The 16,141-nt window shown below is 31.3% G+C and carries 8 protein-coding genes and 1 tRNA gene; 3 read left to right on the top strand and 6 right to left on the bottom strand.

Features of this window, described 5'->3' with window-relative positions:
- Positions 1-174: 174 nt before the first annotated feature.
- The 3 genes from KORDIASMS9_RS14120 to KORDIASMS9_RS14110 all read right to left on the bottom strand — a co-directional run bounded on the left by KORDIASMS9_RS14120 (position 175) and on the right by KORDIASMS9_RS14110 (position 5,926).
- On the bottom strand, positions 175-1,710 hold the full coding sequence (locus tag KORDIASMS9_RS14120) for a DUF6377 domain-containing protein (RefSeq protein WP_162819963.1): 1,536 nt from the start codon (positions 1,708-1,710) through the stop codon (positions 175-177).
- Between the two features lie 739 nt (positions 1,711-2,449).
- On the bottom strand, positions 2,450-2,683 hold the full coding sequence (locus KORDIASMS9_RS24010; RefSeq protein ID WP_371412775.1) for a transposase: 234 nt from the start codon (positions 2,681-2,683) through the stop codon (positions 2,450-2,452).
- 456 nt (positions 2,684-3,139) lie between these two features.
- Positions 3,140-5,926: an ATP-binding protein gene (locus KORDIASMS9_RS14110; protein WP_114903458.1), complete on the bottom strand. Its 2,787-nt coding sequence runs from the start codon at positions 5,924-5,926 to the stop codon at positions 3,140-3,142.
- A gap of 541 nt (positions 5,927-6,467) precedes the next feature.
- Here KORDIASMS9_RS14110 and KORDIASMS9_RS14105 point away from each other — a divergent pair.
- The 3 genes from KORDIASMS9_RS14105 (at position 6,468) to KORDIASMS9_RS14095 (ending at position 14,391) form a co-directional block, all read left to right on the top strand.
- Positions 6,468-11,414, top strand: coding sequence for a hypothetical protein (locus tag KORDIASMS9_RS14105; RefSeq protein WP_162819962.1), 4,947 nt, complete (start codon positions 6,468-6,470; stop codon positions 11,412-11,414).
- 115 nt (positions 11,415-11,529) lie between these two features.
- Entirely contained in the window at positions 11,530-13,050 is a 1,521-nt protein-coding gene (locus KORDIASMS9_RS14100) for a hypothetical protein (RefSeq protein ID WP_162819961.1), read from the top strand.
- 12 nt (positions 13,051-13,062) lie between these two features.
- Positions 13,063-14,391 (top strand): T9SS type A sorting domain-containing protein, encoded by a 1,329-nt coding sequence (locus KORDIASMS9_RS14095; protein WP_114903455.1) that lies wholly within the window; start codon positions 13,063-13,065, stop codon positions 14,389-14,391.
- Positions 14,392-14,852: 461 nt separating this feature from the next.
- Here the strand turns inward: KORDIASMS9_RS14095 and KORDIASMS9_RS14090 are convergent.
- The 3 genes from KORDIASMS9_RS14090 to bshB1 all read right to left on the bottom strand — a co-directional run bounded on the left by KORDIASMS9_RS14090 (position 14,853) and on the right by bshB1 (position 16,024).
- A tRNA-His gene (locus KORDIASMS9_RS14090) sits at positions 14,853-14,928 on the bottom strand.
- A gap of 143 nt (positions 14,929-15,071) precedes the next feature.
- Positions 15,072-15,296: a hypothetical protein gene (locus KORDIASMS9_RS23345; RefSeq protein ID WP_162819960.1), complete on the bottom strand. Its 225-nt coding sequence runs from the start codon at positions 15,294-15,296 to the stop codon at positions 15,072-15,074.
- An 11-nt stretch (positions 15,297-15,307) separates the two neighbouring features.
- Entirely contained in the window at positions 15,308-16,024 is a 717-nt protein-coding gene (gene bshB1, locus KORDIASMS9_RS14085; protein WP_114903454.1) for a bacillithiol biosynthesis deacetylase BshB1, read from the bottom strand.
- Positions 16,025-16,141: the final 117 nt, after the last annotated feature.

Here is a 16,141-nt window from a genome sequence, read left to right as displayed (position 1 = left end):
GTGAAAAGTGGATTTGAAAGGATTGTTTTAAAATTCAAGTAATTGATTATTAATTAGTTGAAAAAACATAGATCCCATAAATAAGTGGATTTTTTATCGTTATATTTCTTAATTATGTCGCGAATTTTCCACAAATACGAAAAAAATGTATTCAAAAGAGTGAAGTTTTTAATTTTATTGAATGTTTTTTATCATTTCTTCAAAGGTTGTTTTGTCCTTAGAAGCACTTTTTATGCTTGCGCGATAATTGTATATCGTGTTTACAGAATACCTAAGTATTTTGGCGATGCGCGAACTGTTGTTGATTCCTAGTTTGATCAAAGCTAGAATTCGCAATTCTGTATTGAGTTTACTGTTTTCTTTTAGGATTATTTGTTCTTCGGGTTTTAGTAATTCGTTTACATGTTTTACAAAATTGGGATAGATATGTAAAAAGGAATTGTCAAAGTTTTTGTTGAATATTTCGAGTTCTTCATCTATGAATTGCTTGGATTTTGAAAGTTCAAGCAAGGATTTCATTTGATTGGTATTGACATATTTACGCACCAATTTACGGTATACGTCTAGTTTTGTAATGTATTCGGAATATAGATTTAGAAATGTACCAATGTAGTGTTCTTTGACTTTGTCTGATTCTGAAAGTTCTAAGTATAAGCGTTTTAAGTCTTCATTGGAAGCATTGAGTTTTTCGTTGAAGTATTTTAGTTTTTCGTTGGCATTTTTTAGTTTGTTTCTGGCGTCCGATACTTTTCGTACTTGTTTGAATACTAAGTAGATGGCAATGAGCAGGAACCCTGCCAAAACACTGATGAATATAAGTGAATCTTGCAGTTTTGCTTTTTGTTTTTCGCTTCGTTCTTCGTATGCTTTTGAGATCATTGGCAAACTGTTGGCGATGTTTACATACCGTAGTTGTGAGTTGTAGAATTCGGCATCTTCAAAGGAAAAGTTTACGTATTGATGCGCGCGGTCTATATCGCCTTCTGCAAACATTATTTTAGCTAATGTTCCTATGGAAGCATTGTCTTTTACAGATGCTTCAATGTCTGAAATTGCAGAAAGTATGAGGTATTCTTTTTGTTTTTTGTTGTCGTTTTTTAATTCGTACAGTAATGAACGTTCAAAAGTGATGAGAGAGAATCCTCTGAAACCCATTTTGACTTCTTTAAGGCGTTGTGAATTTATTTTTAACGCTTCGTCTAGTTTTCGTTGGTCTCTGAATTGTTTTTCTTGTAATCGTAATGATTCTTCTGAGTTTGGATCTAATCGAGAGTATAACGAATCTTGATATGCTGTGTATAGCTCAGAATAGATGGCTTTACTTCTTTTTACATACGTGTTGTATGATAAACCCGCATAGCCTTCTTTGTATGCAATGTAGTAGTCGTTTGTTAATGATATTGGTAACGAGTCTCTTTTGATTTCGTTTAGTGCATCAATGGATTCTTTGTAGCGACCAGAATCGATGAGTAATAGGCTTAACGTGAGCTTGGTTTTGTTGAGATATAAATTGTTTTTGAGATTTTCAGCAATTTCAAGATTTTGTTCAATGTAGTGTAATGCTTTGTCAAAACTGTAGAACTGATATTCGTTTATTACTTCATTAAAGATTAGATATTTTTCTTTTAAAATTTCAGTTTGCGAAGCTTTTTCGAGTAAGTCTTGAATACGTTTTTCTTTTTGTTGATCAAATAGTTTACGCTTGTCCATTTTGGATTTTAAGACATTGGTCAATGAATCTAAATTTTGACTTTGCGCTTTTGATTGAAAGAAAAAAAGTACAATAAAAATAGATATGATTTTTTGAGGACTGATAACAAATTGATTTTATGAAATACCGTTACAAAGTACTATTATTTTGCTTGATTTACAAGGAAGTATCTTTCGCGATTATTGATGCTTGCTGTTTTGAACATTTTACATTTTGAATGGTAAAAAACCGTCAAACAAAGTATTTGACGGTTTTTTTTATGTGGAGCTAATTCTAAATTTAATTTCATCTACTCAAGATGAACATACGTGTGACCTACTCCTATTCTTTTTATTTTTGAATTTTATGCTGCTATTTGTTGTTTTTTGTAGATTCTTCTACCGATTTCTAAAGCATTAGCGGTATGTATTGTACACTTGCTTGCAACCTATACTTCTTACGTAGCTGAGCTTCAAAGTCAATAAACTTCTTTAATAACAATAAAAGTGCCCGTGTCAGCGATTTTCGTTTAGACTTGGATTTACGACGCATCTTGCTATAGCCATGATAACGTAGTTTCCATTTGCGATATTTACTGCGTATCATTTTTACTCCTACTATCTTGGTATTTTTGCGGAGTTGATTGTACATCCAATGAACAGCTTCCCATAGTAGTTTTTGATTGGTAGGATATCGCAGTTCACTCTCATAACAAGTAGCGTCAACAGTAATCTGATCGGGATTCTCTATATAATCAGACTAGTGTGCGTATAAACATTTCTCTACTGAATAAATATCCAAACAAATCGCTAGTTCACATCGTATTTGACTCACGATTTTAGAATTTGTCAACCGATTAAAACCTAAAGAGATATCGCAAAAAAATTGGTAATCAAGATTACTGTTGAGTTGTTCTATAAGTCGACTATCACTACAACAAGCATAATGTTTTAAAAACATTAAAGCTAGACGACCTTTAGGACTGAAAAGCATATTTCTACCCAACTTGTGTTCCTTAATATTAAAGTTGCCACAAGATCATCCAAAGGAATGACTGTATTAATCTTACCCAAATCACTTTGTAAAAAACGCTCATAAAACAATGTATAATTTTCAAATATCGAAAAAAGAGATAAACGGGTCTGTAAATCAGAAATTCTTTGTATTTTCATGACCAGAGAAAAAAGAAAACCCCGTTTTTGAACCATATCGGTCATTTTCGGGGTTTTATGTTTCTTTAATTTACAAAGAAATACTAGTATTTACATGGCTTTACCTATTTTCTGAATGTGCCTTATTAAAGTATATTTTTAATTTCTTACGCAGTAATTATCTTGAAATTTAACCCTTTTTTACTACTGGGATTATGTCTTACAACAGCTTAGTATCACTCAAGTCGATCTCAATGACGTATTTGGTGTTGCAGATCATGAAGTTAGGAAATGATTTTCAGAAATTATTTTCTTTATATATTTTTCCAACTTTTATGCCAAATCGTTTCTCAAAAGCTTTGTAAAAATAGGGGCGACTATTTATACCAATTGCAATCATGACTTCTGAGATGGTTTTGTAACGTTTACTTTTAATAAATTCATAGGCTTTTAGAAGTCTAATTTCAAGGACAACTTTAGTAGGGTTTAAATTTGTATATTCATTTAAAATATTTGTGAACTGTTTTTGACTATATCCAATATGTTGAGCAATATCTCCTATTTTCAATTCATCATTATCTAAATTTTTGAGAATGTACGTATTAACTTTTTGTAGAAAAGTTGTAATGCTATCATCTTTAAGAATTGACGTAGTTTCATTAATTGAGGTTACATTTTTTGCATTGATTTTTTGTCCAATAAGAGTATTAATGAAGAGCTTCAATTGAAATTCAGTAAATGGTTTTTTAAGAAATAGAAAGGATTCGCGTTTATTAAAACGATCAAGTTTATCTTCTATATCAGATGCGCTAATAAGGATAAATGGAATTTTTTTAGTTTCTGGGTTTTTATCTAATTCAGACTTTAATTCAAGTCCATCCATATTAGGCATTTTGTAATCTGAAATGATAAGTTTATAATTACTTTTATTAATTAGTTTGTATGCTTGTTTACCGTCATACGCAAAATCACAATAATAGTCTATTGCGAAAATATGACTTAAATAGTTAATCATTTCCAATTGATTCTCAACTATCAGAATTTTTGTAACATCCCCATCTGGATTTTTAATCTCATCAGTTTTTTTCTGAAAGTAATTAATTTCAGTGATTTCATTTCTTGACTCCTTTAGTTCAATATTTGCAACAGGTATTATAGTAGTAAATGTAGTTCCTTTATCAGGTTCACTATCCACTTTAATATTTCCATTCCAAGTATCAATAATGTTTTTGACTAAAAACAATCCAATGCCAAATCCGCTATTTTCATTTTGTTCTATTTGATAAAATCGTTCAAAAATTTTATCATGTAATTTTTGATCGATACCAATTCCTTCATCTATTACTTCTATTTTAATATGATCTGGACACAGTAAAAAAGTTACGCTAATGGTTTTTTCAATTTTTGAGAACTTGATAGCATTCGTTAATAAATTGTCAAGTATTTTTTCAAGTTTTGAATAATCAAACTTAAAAATGTAATCTGATTTGATATTAGTAATAAGTTTAATTGTTAAATCTTTTGCATAACAACTATGTTTAAATTTTTTAATTTCCGTAAATAAAAAATTAAACAGATTTTGTTCTTTAATAAAATCCTTTGCTAAAGTATTGGTAGAATCTAATTTGATGAAAGTTAATAAATCATTGAGAGTCGATAACAATTTATGATTAATTCTGATAGAAGTATCAACATAGTCTATAATCTTTCTAGTATCCAGCGCATTATTTTTTATAAGCTCCAAATATCCTAAATTGACACTTACAGGTGTTTTAATTTCATGAGTTATGTTTTCTATATATTGAGTTTTGAGTTTGTTAATTTCGGTATGTTGTTCAAGTAAAATGCGCTTTTTTTCTTGCCGTTTTTTGTATATTAAAAGTAATATAGTAAAAATAGAAGCAATTAATATTAAACCAATAAATAGTTGATATTTGAACTTTTTTTCGTTTTGAACATTCAGTGCTTCTTGAATTTTTTTTTCTGCTTTAAGTCGATTTATTTCTTTATCCTTTTTTAACTCATAACTAAAGATAGCATATTGATGTTCGGTAAGTTTCTTTTGACGTTCTTCTTTTAAATTAGTTAATTTTTCAAGATACTCTAATGAAATATCAATATTCCCCAAAGATTTATGGACTTTATACATTACGTCGAAGTATTCATAATCGTGCTTTAACAAATAAGTATTTGGAATTTTATTTAAAAAATTTAAGGCTAAATTATAATCTTTATTTTCGTAATGTAAAGTAGCTAATTGAACAAGATATCTGGGATGATTGGTATTGGAGATTTTATTAAAGTAATTGAAAGCAGTATCATACCTTTTTAATTTAGAATAAATTTTGGAAAGATCCATATAGAAATTATCAGCATATATCACACTTTTTGTAATTTCACTGTTTTCATACTTTTTAAGAATATCTAAAGCTTCCATAAATTTACCCTCATCAAATTTAAGAGTAGCTTCTGTTCGATTTATTTGGTATTTAACATCAAATTTTGTAGATTTTGTAATACTTTTTTTCAATTCTCTTAGAATTTCTTTAGCTAAATCATATCGTTTAGAATGGACATAAAAAGTAAAAATGTTCAGAGATATAATTTTACTCAATCTTGATTTCGTATACTTTTTGGAAAAAGCAAGTCCTTTATTAATATGAAATAAGTATGCTTCAAAATCTTCTTCATTAAAAGATACCTTTGACATCATATCATGCGCATCTGCCAAAACATAGTAATTTTTTACATGATCAGAAATCTGTTTAAAAAAATATTTTACAGAATCATAAGTTTGGTTTCTAGCATGGTAATAACTTAAATCCATTAATAGCTGACCTTTGAGCGAATCGGATTTATGACTTCTTTCATTATTGATAGTACTCAATAATTTTTCAACTCTCAGTTTAAAAGAATCTTTTGATATTCTATGTTCTATTTGAAGGAGTGAGAGATATTCATTTTCTATTTGATTTGTATAACTCTGTTCTACAGGCGTTTTATTTTGAGATTTCTGTCCATAAATAACACAACTCGTTAATAAAATTGTAAAATAAGTTACATGCTTAATCTTAAAAATTTTCATTTGCTTTTGGGAAGTTAAATGTTACTATCAATCAATCAACTTAAATTTCAAATAGTAATATAAATTGCTAGACTTTAAAAATTAATTTTTCTAATATCTTTTTGTGGAATTGAAGACTTAGCCTTTAGTGAGATCCTAATTTTTCAAACAATTAAAAAATAGGTAAGCTTATATCTGCATTTCTTTTTTCAGACAATTTAACAAAAAATGAGTCGAATAAAATAACTTTTCTTCTAAATCAGAACCCAATTTCTTAAATGAGAATAAAAATATCTAATTAAAGAACGTCAGAAAAAACGTGTGTCGTTACTTTTGGGAAAATCTAAAAAAAATGATTTTACCTAAATATTATTTAGGGTTTTATTGATAAGTATTTTAAAAATTGTGATCATACTTTGCAAAAAAGGCTTTATAATTTTGAACTATTAATATTTATTTGAAGTAACACTTAGTTTACTTGGAAACATAACTAAGTTTAACCATTTATTTGAATACAACTACTTAAAATAAAAAATCAATCTACTTAACCAATTACATTATTATGAACTTTATAAAACTTAACGCGAAAACGAATTTGTTAATTTATTTTTTATTTACAACAATGGTTTTCTACGGGCACTCGGCAACAGCAACAAACGCAATTAACGATATTGGAAAATCCGATCACTTTCCTTCTGACAAGTTTTATTCTGACAACAGTACCAACCATAAAGTATCGAATAGGTCATCAACACCTGCATGTTATAATTTAGTAAACGATTCAGAAAATGCTCCGCCATGTACGGCTGATGGTAATAATTTAGCTCCGTGTTCAACGGTGAGCTTTACACCAGGTATGTCTTTTATTGGAACACCTAATTTCTCAGGAGCAGTAGATTTAAACTTAAATCAAGATTTCCAAGTACATCCCACAGATGCTGATGGAAAATGGGTAAGTTTCACTCTTAATCATAATGACACGCCAACAGAAATTTATGTGTATCAAAATGTAAGTTTTGAATTTTATAATAGAAATGGATGTTGCCAAGATAGAATAGATGGATCTACTGTAACTTTTGAAAATACAGAAAACCCCACCATAACACCAACAGTATTAACATTAGATAGTGCGAATTCTGTAGGTAATATAATTACTGTAACACCTCCACAAGATAATTTTTTTAATAAAGTAACAATTACTTTTTCAGGGGATATGCAAAACTTTAGAGAGGTAAAGATATATGGAGATAATCCTCTTATAATTACAGATAATGTAGCAGGTGCAGGAGGAGCTGCGAATGTTATAGACACAAATGATGCCAATTATATTGATATAGATAATAATAGAATGAGTAGAATACATCAAGCATTTATAGGCAACATGCCAAGTAGTGATGCTACAACAAATTTCCCTTTTGATAATACAGATTGGACTCCAGATGCTGTTTTATTGGCTAATGAAAATGTAGCAGACGAAGGATCAGAGTTGGTAAATGGGAAAAGCGGAGTATTAACAAACTATGCTTTAAAACAGGAAAATTCACCGTTTAAAACTCACCTTAATACAGGAGAGGGTACTGACCTATCTTTTAAAGTAGGAAACGTAGAAAAAATGAAATTATCTCCAGATGGAGATTTAGATGTAATAGGCGAAGTTGTAGCAGAAAGTTTTAAGTTATCAGATGGTACTGTTTTGGACGGCTCTAGTACAGTAGATATAGGTAATGCTTATGTAGGAAATATTTTTAATGCCGCTCGGGCTGGTTTAAAATATAATACACTTCCAGATAGTGAATTTGCATTAATTCAAAATGCAACAGGAGAAACATTTTTAAATGCTGGAGTTGGAAGATATATTGACTTTGGAATAGGAGATACTCAAAAAATGGTATTAAGTGACAACCTATTTAACATAAATGTTCCAGTAAATATATTTGGTAATACCAATATAAATGGGACATTGACTGTGAATGGCAATACAATAGATGGCTCTGGCACTATAGATTTAGGTAATGCTTATGTTGGCGAGATATATAATACAAATTATGCAGGATTTAGACATAATAGTATAACCAATAATGATAGTTATGCCATTTTACAAAGTAGTGTAGGAGCTACTTATGTTAATTCTGCAACAGGACGACCAATAATCTTTAGATCGAATAATCGAGGTACACCTTTAGACACAGGAGGTTTTTCCAATTACATAATGAGTATTGATGATAATTTAATAACCTCTTCAGCAAGGATGACATTTAATTTTACGAATTTGGCTTCTAATAACAGAACCCTTTCAATAACGACACCAGGAGGACAATCGGGCTTAGTTTTTGATGGTGCAATGAATGAAGGTACCTTACATCCTGGTAGATTTAATATGTACAACACACTTATTGGTTCAAGTCGTAAATTTATAATGGGCTACAATAATGAAGGCTATAGAGGTTTAATAATTTATCCAGACAAAGTAGAGTTAGGAACTAATATGGATGTTAATAAGACAACAGACCTTATTGTAAATGGAAATACTGATATTAAAGGAACTCTTACTGTAAACGGTACCATCATAGATGGTTCAAACTCTGGGACTACAAATCTAGGAAATGCTTATGTTGGTAACGATCCTAATAACGCTGCTTACATAGGAGTTAAGCATAATGGAATTAACAATAGTGGTAATCAAACTATTTTTGCGCTTAAACAAAGTTATACAGGAGCAACCATTTTAGCTTCTAATGATGAGAACGGTATAGACTTTAATGTTTCCACAGCAGGAGATATTACAAGAATGAATTTGGGTTATGACCTATTAGATGTAGATGTTCCTGTTGATATCAATGGTAATACAAATATAACTGGTACATTAACTGTCAATGGTACTATTATAGATGGTTCAGGTTCTGGAACAGGAGATTTAGGCGACGCTTTTGTGGGTACACACCCTAGTATCACAGGCTTGGCTATTTTTGGACATAAAGATTATATTTATGGAAACATTCCAGATTATCCTGCAGTAGCTCAGTCTATTAGTGGTTTAACACAAATAAGTTCAGGGAATTATGAAGATGTTATAATACAAGCAGGAGAAAGTTTAAATGCAAGATTTCAAAACACTAAAACAATATTTGAAAAAGATGTAGAAATAGGTAATAGTCTTCTTAACCGAGAGAATAACTTAACGGTTAATGGCAATCTTACAGTAACAGGAATACTTACTGCTGCATTAACAACAGGTATTTTTGGAAACGCAGAAATAGGATCTAGTACTGGTTCTAGCGATGTTTCGCAATTTGCCGTCTTTAAACACAAAGACCAATCTTCTTTACAAAATGCAGTAGCATTGCTGCAAAATGCTAATGGTGGAACAATATTAAATTCAGGAAACCCAGCTTGGGGTTTGAGTTTAAGAGTACTAGGAAATGAACGTATAAGCGTAAAAGAAAATACAACTTTAATAAGAAACACAGGTGTTTTTGAAAATGGTTTAAATGTTGCTAATGGAGATATAAACGTATTAGATGGAAATATAGATTTAACTAATACGGATGATTTAAGTAAAGGATATGTAGATGCTAAAGACTTAAGAATTAATGGGCAATCTATAATGGATATCATTAATCCTCTTGGAGAAGAGAGTGAATCCATTTCTGGTTCTGCATTTATGGGTAATTATCCAGAAAGTGAAACTGTGGCTGCTTTTGGTCATATAAACTTCAAAGATGTTGTGGGACAAATAGCCTTTTCCCAAACATCCGATGGGTTTACGGACATTGCCTCAGCTCCTTTAAAAGAAATTTTAATTAGACCAGGAGGAATAACAACTACGGAGTTTTTTCCTACATACACGTCGTTTAATAATGATGTAGACATTAATGGAACCTTGAGTGTTAATTTATTTGAAATACAGGATTTATCTGTATTGGGAGCCATAAATGCTGACGAAATTTTACAAAACGGTAACCCAATTGCTATTTGGAATAAAGATCTAGATAGTAATGATATCAGTTATAATTCAGGAAAAGTAAAGATTGGTGGGTTAGAAATAGATAATTTGACTCCCGCAGTAACAGATGATAATCCAAGTACTTTAAATCCTGCAACGATGTATAGTCTAGAAGGCATAAGCTTAAAAGCTGGCGGGTCTATTTTACAACCAAATATTTCTATTGAACCTCTAGAAACCGTATTTAAGAAATCTGTATCTATTAGCCCTCAATTTTCGAATGCTGACGATGGTTCTGCTTTAAATGTGGAAGGAAAAGTAATTATTAATGGAAATATTATGGGTGGTGATACAACAATTCAAGATAGTATTGGAAACCCAATAAATCACGATTCCGTAAAGAACTCAAAATTTCATAATACCAGTTATTTTAATATAAATGGTGCTTTTGGTGTAGAAGGAGCAGCAAGTTTTCTTGGGGAAACCAACTTCTTAGGAACTATCTCAGCAGAAGGTGATGGAGTTCTTCTAGGAACTTATATAATTGGAAATCCCTTAACAAGTGAAGGAGATAGTGCGTTTGGAACACATCTAATTGGTGATGTTAACATTGGAGGAAACCTAAGTAGTAATTTTCCAAGTGTTTCAGTAGTCAACGATCTGTTTGGAGGACTAGATTTTGCAAATACTAAATTAACTGTCCATTCTGAAGCTAAATTTAATGGAAGCTTTTTAGTTGAGCCTCGTTCACACATTTTTACAGGTTATTCTGGAGAAGCTTTAGGTGTGAAAGTAGCTCCTGAATTTAGAGAAGTAAATATAGGAAGTCATAAAGGTAGTACTCGTCTTAATACACATGGCAACTTTTATGTAAGAAAATGGACTACAATAAGCGAATTTGAAACTGAGACTATTTCTGATCTAGAAAATTCTTCGTGGGTATTCAAAGTTGATATGACAGGTAAAGAAAATGGACTAGGACATATTTTTGACAGGAATAAAACACCTACGGTATATGTTGGTCACGAAAAGGAATATTTAAAACATTCAGGTCATGCTAATTTTCAAGTTACTGGTCAATCTGATCTAAAACACAACGTAAATATTGGTACTGAATCAGAAGAAAAATACGAGTTAAACGTATTCAGTAAAGTTGTAAATATTGGTAAAGAAGGGACAACAAGATCCGATACACTAAATGTGTATCATCATGCTGTTTTCAATAATAAATTAGTAGCAGATAAAATTGCCGTAGCCGCTAACCCAGCTACTTTTGATACTTGGCCAGACTACGTATTTGAAACCAATTACAACTTACTATCGCTTTCAGAAGTAGAAGCTTTTATAAAAAAGAATAAACATTTACCTGCAGTTCCTTCTACAAAGGAAGTTGCTGAAAAAGGACTAGATTTATTCAATATAAACGCTACACTACTTGAAAAAATAGAAGAATTAACATTATATACTATTGATCAGGAAAAGCAGATAAAAAAACTGGAAGAACGTCTATTGGCACAAGAAGAACGTCTTAAAAAGCTAGAAACTATTTTACAAGCTAAAAAATAATCAAATGAAACAAAATAATTATATTAAAAATATAGCTTACTTTTCAGCTGTATTGTTATTATTTGTTCAAGGTATGTACGCTCTTGGTACAATTAAGAATAGTGTAGAAACAAATTTGTATAGTATTTCAAGTTTCAAATGGGATATAAAAGCACGCACAGCTTTTACGGAAGAAATTTGTTTTACGGAAACTAGGCTAACAGAAACCCAAGGAGATTATAACTCAATTGCAGAATCGGACTTAAACCTTGAAATTTATCAAATAAAAGTCTCAGAAGGTCATGCCACTTTGGTGGTTGTTAAAAATATATTAACCAATACAGTGATAAGCTCTACACTTATAGACGCAGGTAAACTAAAAGCTGACGGTCAATTAATTGCCAAAACAATTATAGATAATGCAGATTCTAAACTTGATAACGTTTTCATTACTCATTATGACCGAGATCACTATGGTGGTCTTTGGCCTAGTGAAGGATTGTTTGATCAAAGATGTAAGGTGGGTAATTCTGGTCAATTTAACATAGTACCAAGTAACCCAACAGGTAACAAATTACAAGTATATGGTGTAAAAGACGATAACCAAAATAAAGTGCCTCCTTCTCTAAAAGCTAGAATTGCTAGTTATGAATCTGCTAATACATTAACTTTTAATTCTTGGGAAAATAATACTGAATTGAGTCTTAGTGGAGCTGGTAATGAAATTAAGCTCGTTACATTAGCCGTAAATGGGAAGTTACGAAATGGTTTACCGCGTGGTGATAAATTAAGCAAAAATAATCGCTCAGGTGCTGCACTTATTGTTTGGGGAGATTTTACCTTTCTGATACAAGGAGATATTCAAGGAGCTGGAAAAAAAGATCAAATAGGGCGTACTAATGCTTTTTATTGGCCAAATCTAGCGAATCCTTCAAAAAGATTACCTGTAAACTGGGGAAGTGGAACTGGACAACTAGCTCAAGACTTAGCTGTAAATGTATCGCAACCAGCTTCAGGATCAAACACAGGAATCCTACGATTAAATGTTACAGAAATGGACAAAGCCGGATTACCTGTGCAAAATCCATTAGCATTAGCCGATTTAGAAACTGAAACTGATGCAGAAAAAGCACTAAAAGGGTTAAGTATGTTTTACCATAAATATTACATCGCCTATCCAAATGATTGGTTGCATCAACTAGGAGGTTTAATTGATGATAATAATGGAGCTGGAAAATATGCACATGCCTGTGTTGCCTTAATTCCTCATCATGGAGCCATGACTAGTAATGTGTGGTTTGATACTAAATACGGAATCATTTCAAACAACGCTACAGGAAATCATGGACATCCAACACCACAAGCAGTAGAAGCAGCCTACCATACTGCTGGAGTTTCCGATTTTTACTTTACCTATTTGGATGACGGTAATATATATCATGGAAAACAACTCAATAGATCGACAGAAATTAATAATTGGAAAACTAATTATGTGTCAACCAATGTTGTATTACAAAATGTAAACTTCCACATTCTGAATGAAACCCAAGAATATTTTAAAATTAATGTGATTCAGAGTGCAGATGGCGAAAAGAATTTTCAAATAAATACTGGTAATGCCGTAACTCAACCGTTTATTCAATGCCCAAATCATTAAAAAATTAAAATTATGAAAACATTAAAATTTATTTTTTTACAGTTGGTTTTTGGATGTATGCTATCTGGACAATTATACAGTCAGGAGAAAACAATTAAGCTCTCTATTATGTATACAGCCGATGTGGCATCAAGTGTAAATAATATCAAACAACAAATAGAAAATCAAACAAATATTATCAATACTATTTTGCAAAATTCGGGAATTATAGACATTACGCTAGAAGTGTCTTACAACAAAATTACAAAGTATAAGGAGCCAAAACATAGAACTAATGGATACATTAGATTTTCGCATGATGGTACCTATCAAATTTTGGATGAAGTCTCAAATCATGCAAAACTCATGGACTATTTCATAGATAATAATGTAAGTACTTTTGACGAAAATGTCATAGATTATATTGACAAAAGCGAATTATCACAGTCATTAATTAGCATAAATGGAAGCACAAAAAACAATGTAGTCCTTTTTATTGTTGATGAAGATGGCCCACCAATTATTTCCGAATATTTCCCTGAAGATATTACAAATCGCTCTTCCAGAACTTTTTTCTCTATTATCAATTATGAAACATTTTCAAATTTAGATATTTCGTTAGCATTAGGCTTTTTTGGAATTTTTACAAATGAAACCAATGCTGAATTAGATGAAGATAATGTGCCTGTAAATTCTTCTTTAATGAGTTTTTGGAAGTTTGATGATGCTAATGTTAAAAAAGAACTTTCAACAGATAATAAAGTTTTATTTTTATGCAACCTTTCAAAGCTTGAATTAAAAGCACCTATAAAATTAGAACTTGGAGGTGTATTAGTGGAAAATGAAACTAAAAATAGTGTTATTGAAGGAGATAATTCAATAGTAATTATGCCTTCTTCAAATGCAAATAAAAGACCCTTTTCTGTAATTGCTCCAGCTGGAGATGATTATTCAATGTCAATGGTAACTAAAAGAACTAGATTTAATTATCCTATTTGTAATGTTATTACTGAAAGAAGTGCAAATACTGATGCATCAGAATTTATTACTGAGGCTACTGAAAGAAAAGCTCCTGTAACAAATAACGAAGAAGAATTAATCACAAACATTTCAATACCCTATCCAAACCCAACAAATGGGGATGTTACGTTTAACGTTACTTTGGCAGAATCAGGCTTTTACAAACTAGCACTGTATGATATTATTACAGGACAGCAAGTAAGAGTTTTATTTGATAAAAAAATGCCTAAAGGCGTACATGAAATTAGAGGTAATGTCAGCGGATTAAAATCAACAATCTATATTTATCGATTGGAATCTGAACTAAATTTACCAATATCAGGAAGACTTATTGTGAAATAAAACCTCAATTATACCAAAAGTAACTATTAATAAGACTTCCTAAATTACTATTTGGCTAGCAAAACCATCTTATTGAACTTAATAAGATGGTTTTGTTTTCTCAATATCTCAACAAAAATCTTTTTTTAAACTCAAAAGTTTTTAACTTTAAAAATAATATAATATTTAACTACGTGTATCCCACGTTAACTATATATTTAAAATATTTTCAAATTCTACTTCGGATTCAACAGGAATTTAAAAATTGTTCATGTAGCAGGTTGGCAACTCGCTTGATATCATCAAAAGATTGACTTCATTTTTTATCCAGAGGCCTAAAAACTTTAATTACTGTTTATCAACAAATTAAATTTAATAATTTGAAAATTATAATTTTAGAAGTACCTTTTTAAGTATTATTTCAAAAGCATAAGTAAGATTATAAAACAAAAAAACCCACTCAAAATGAGCGGGTTATAAAAGGGTGAAAGACCGGGTTCGAACCGGCGACCTCTGGAACCACAATCCAGCGCTCTAACCAACTGAGCTACAATCACCATTTGTTTTGCGGATGCAAATATAAACTATTTTATATTTCATACAAAGCAATTATAAAACTTATTTTACTTTGTTTTTTATGTGTGTGATTTTAAAAAGATTAGCATTGAAAATAATTTCTTATCAAGTAATAATGCTTCAATTTAAAAAAATAATCCTCCAAAACATCCACAGTTTAAACCTTGTGGACATGGAACATATTGAGTAATCTGATTTAACTTGAATGTCTCAGGACTTATCTCATATAAAGGAATCGCTATAAAAATCAAAACTAATACGATCGCAAGTATCTTTGTGCGTACCGAAAATGTTCGTATGCTCAATTCATACTGAAACCGCAACGGATCGTGTAAATGTTCTTGTTCCATATAGTTTGTGTTTAAATTAAATCATCCAACGAGTCTACTGCCACATAACGCTCCACAGTATAACCTTCTGCAAATTCAGTGCCAATCAATCTTCCCAAATCACGCGCTCTGTAGGTAATGCTATCTATAAAATTTTTACTCGTAATGGGCGTTTCAGCTTCGTGACTCTTAGGATCGTAAAATTGCGAACTATACGCCATCACCGCATCGTGCTTTTTGTCTATAAACCCTGATACGTCTACTACGAAATCTGGTTCCAAGTTTTTCCATTGAATGTAATGATATACATGCGCTGGTCGCCATTTTTCTTGCAATTTGCCGTCCAATTCAGTTTCAATCTTTAGCAAACCACTCAAAAAACACGCATCACTTACAAGCTGACTTCCCTTTCCGTGATCAATATGGCGATCGTCAACTGCATTGCACAACACAATTTCTGGTTGGTATTTTCGGATGATTTTAATAATTTCCAACTGATGTGCTTTATCATTTCGAAAAAAACCATCGGCAAAAGCCAAATTTTCACGAACGGAAACACCTAATATTTTCGCAGCATTAGCAGCTTCTATATCACGTAAATCAGCTGAACCACGTGTGCCTAATTCACCGCGTGTCAAATCGAGGATACCAACGGTTTTTCCTTTGGAAATTTCTTTAGCAATCGTAGCGCCACAACCCAATTCTACATCGTCAGGATGCGCGCCAATGGCTAATATATCTAACTTCATTATAATTTTTATTTGGGCATTCCTCCGCTATCTCGGAGGCCAGGCTATCCGCACTCGCTTTTTGTTTATGGCTTTCCTGCTAAGGCAGGAATCCAACACAAAAGAGCTCAAACAAAT

Origin of the sequence: Kordia sp. SMS9 (assembly GCF_003352465.1) — a bacterium.
GTDB lineage: Bacteria > Bacteroidota > Bacteroidia > Flavobacteriales > Flavobacteriaceae > Kordia.
This window is presented reverse-complemented; position numbering and strand designations above follow the sequence as displayed.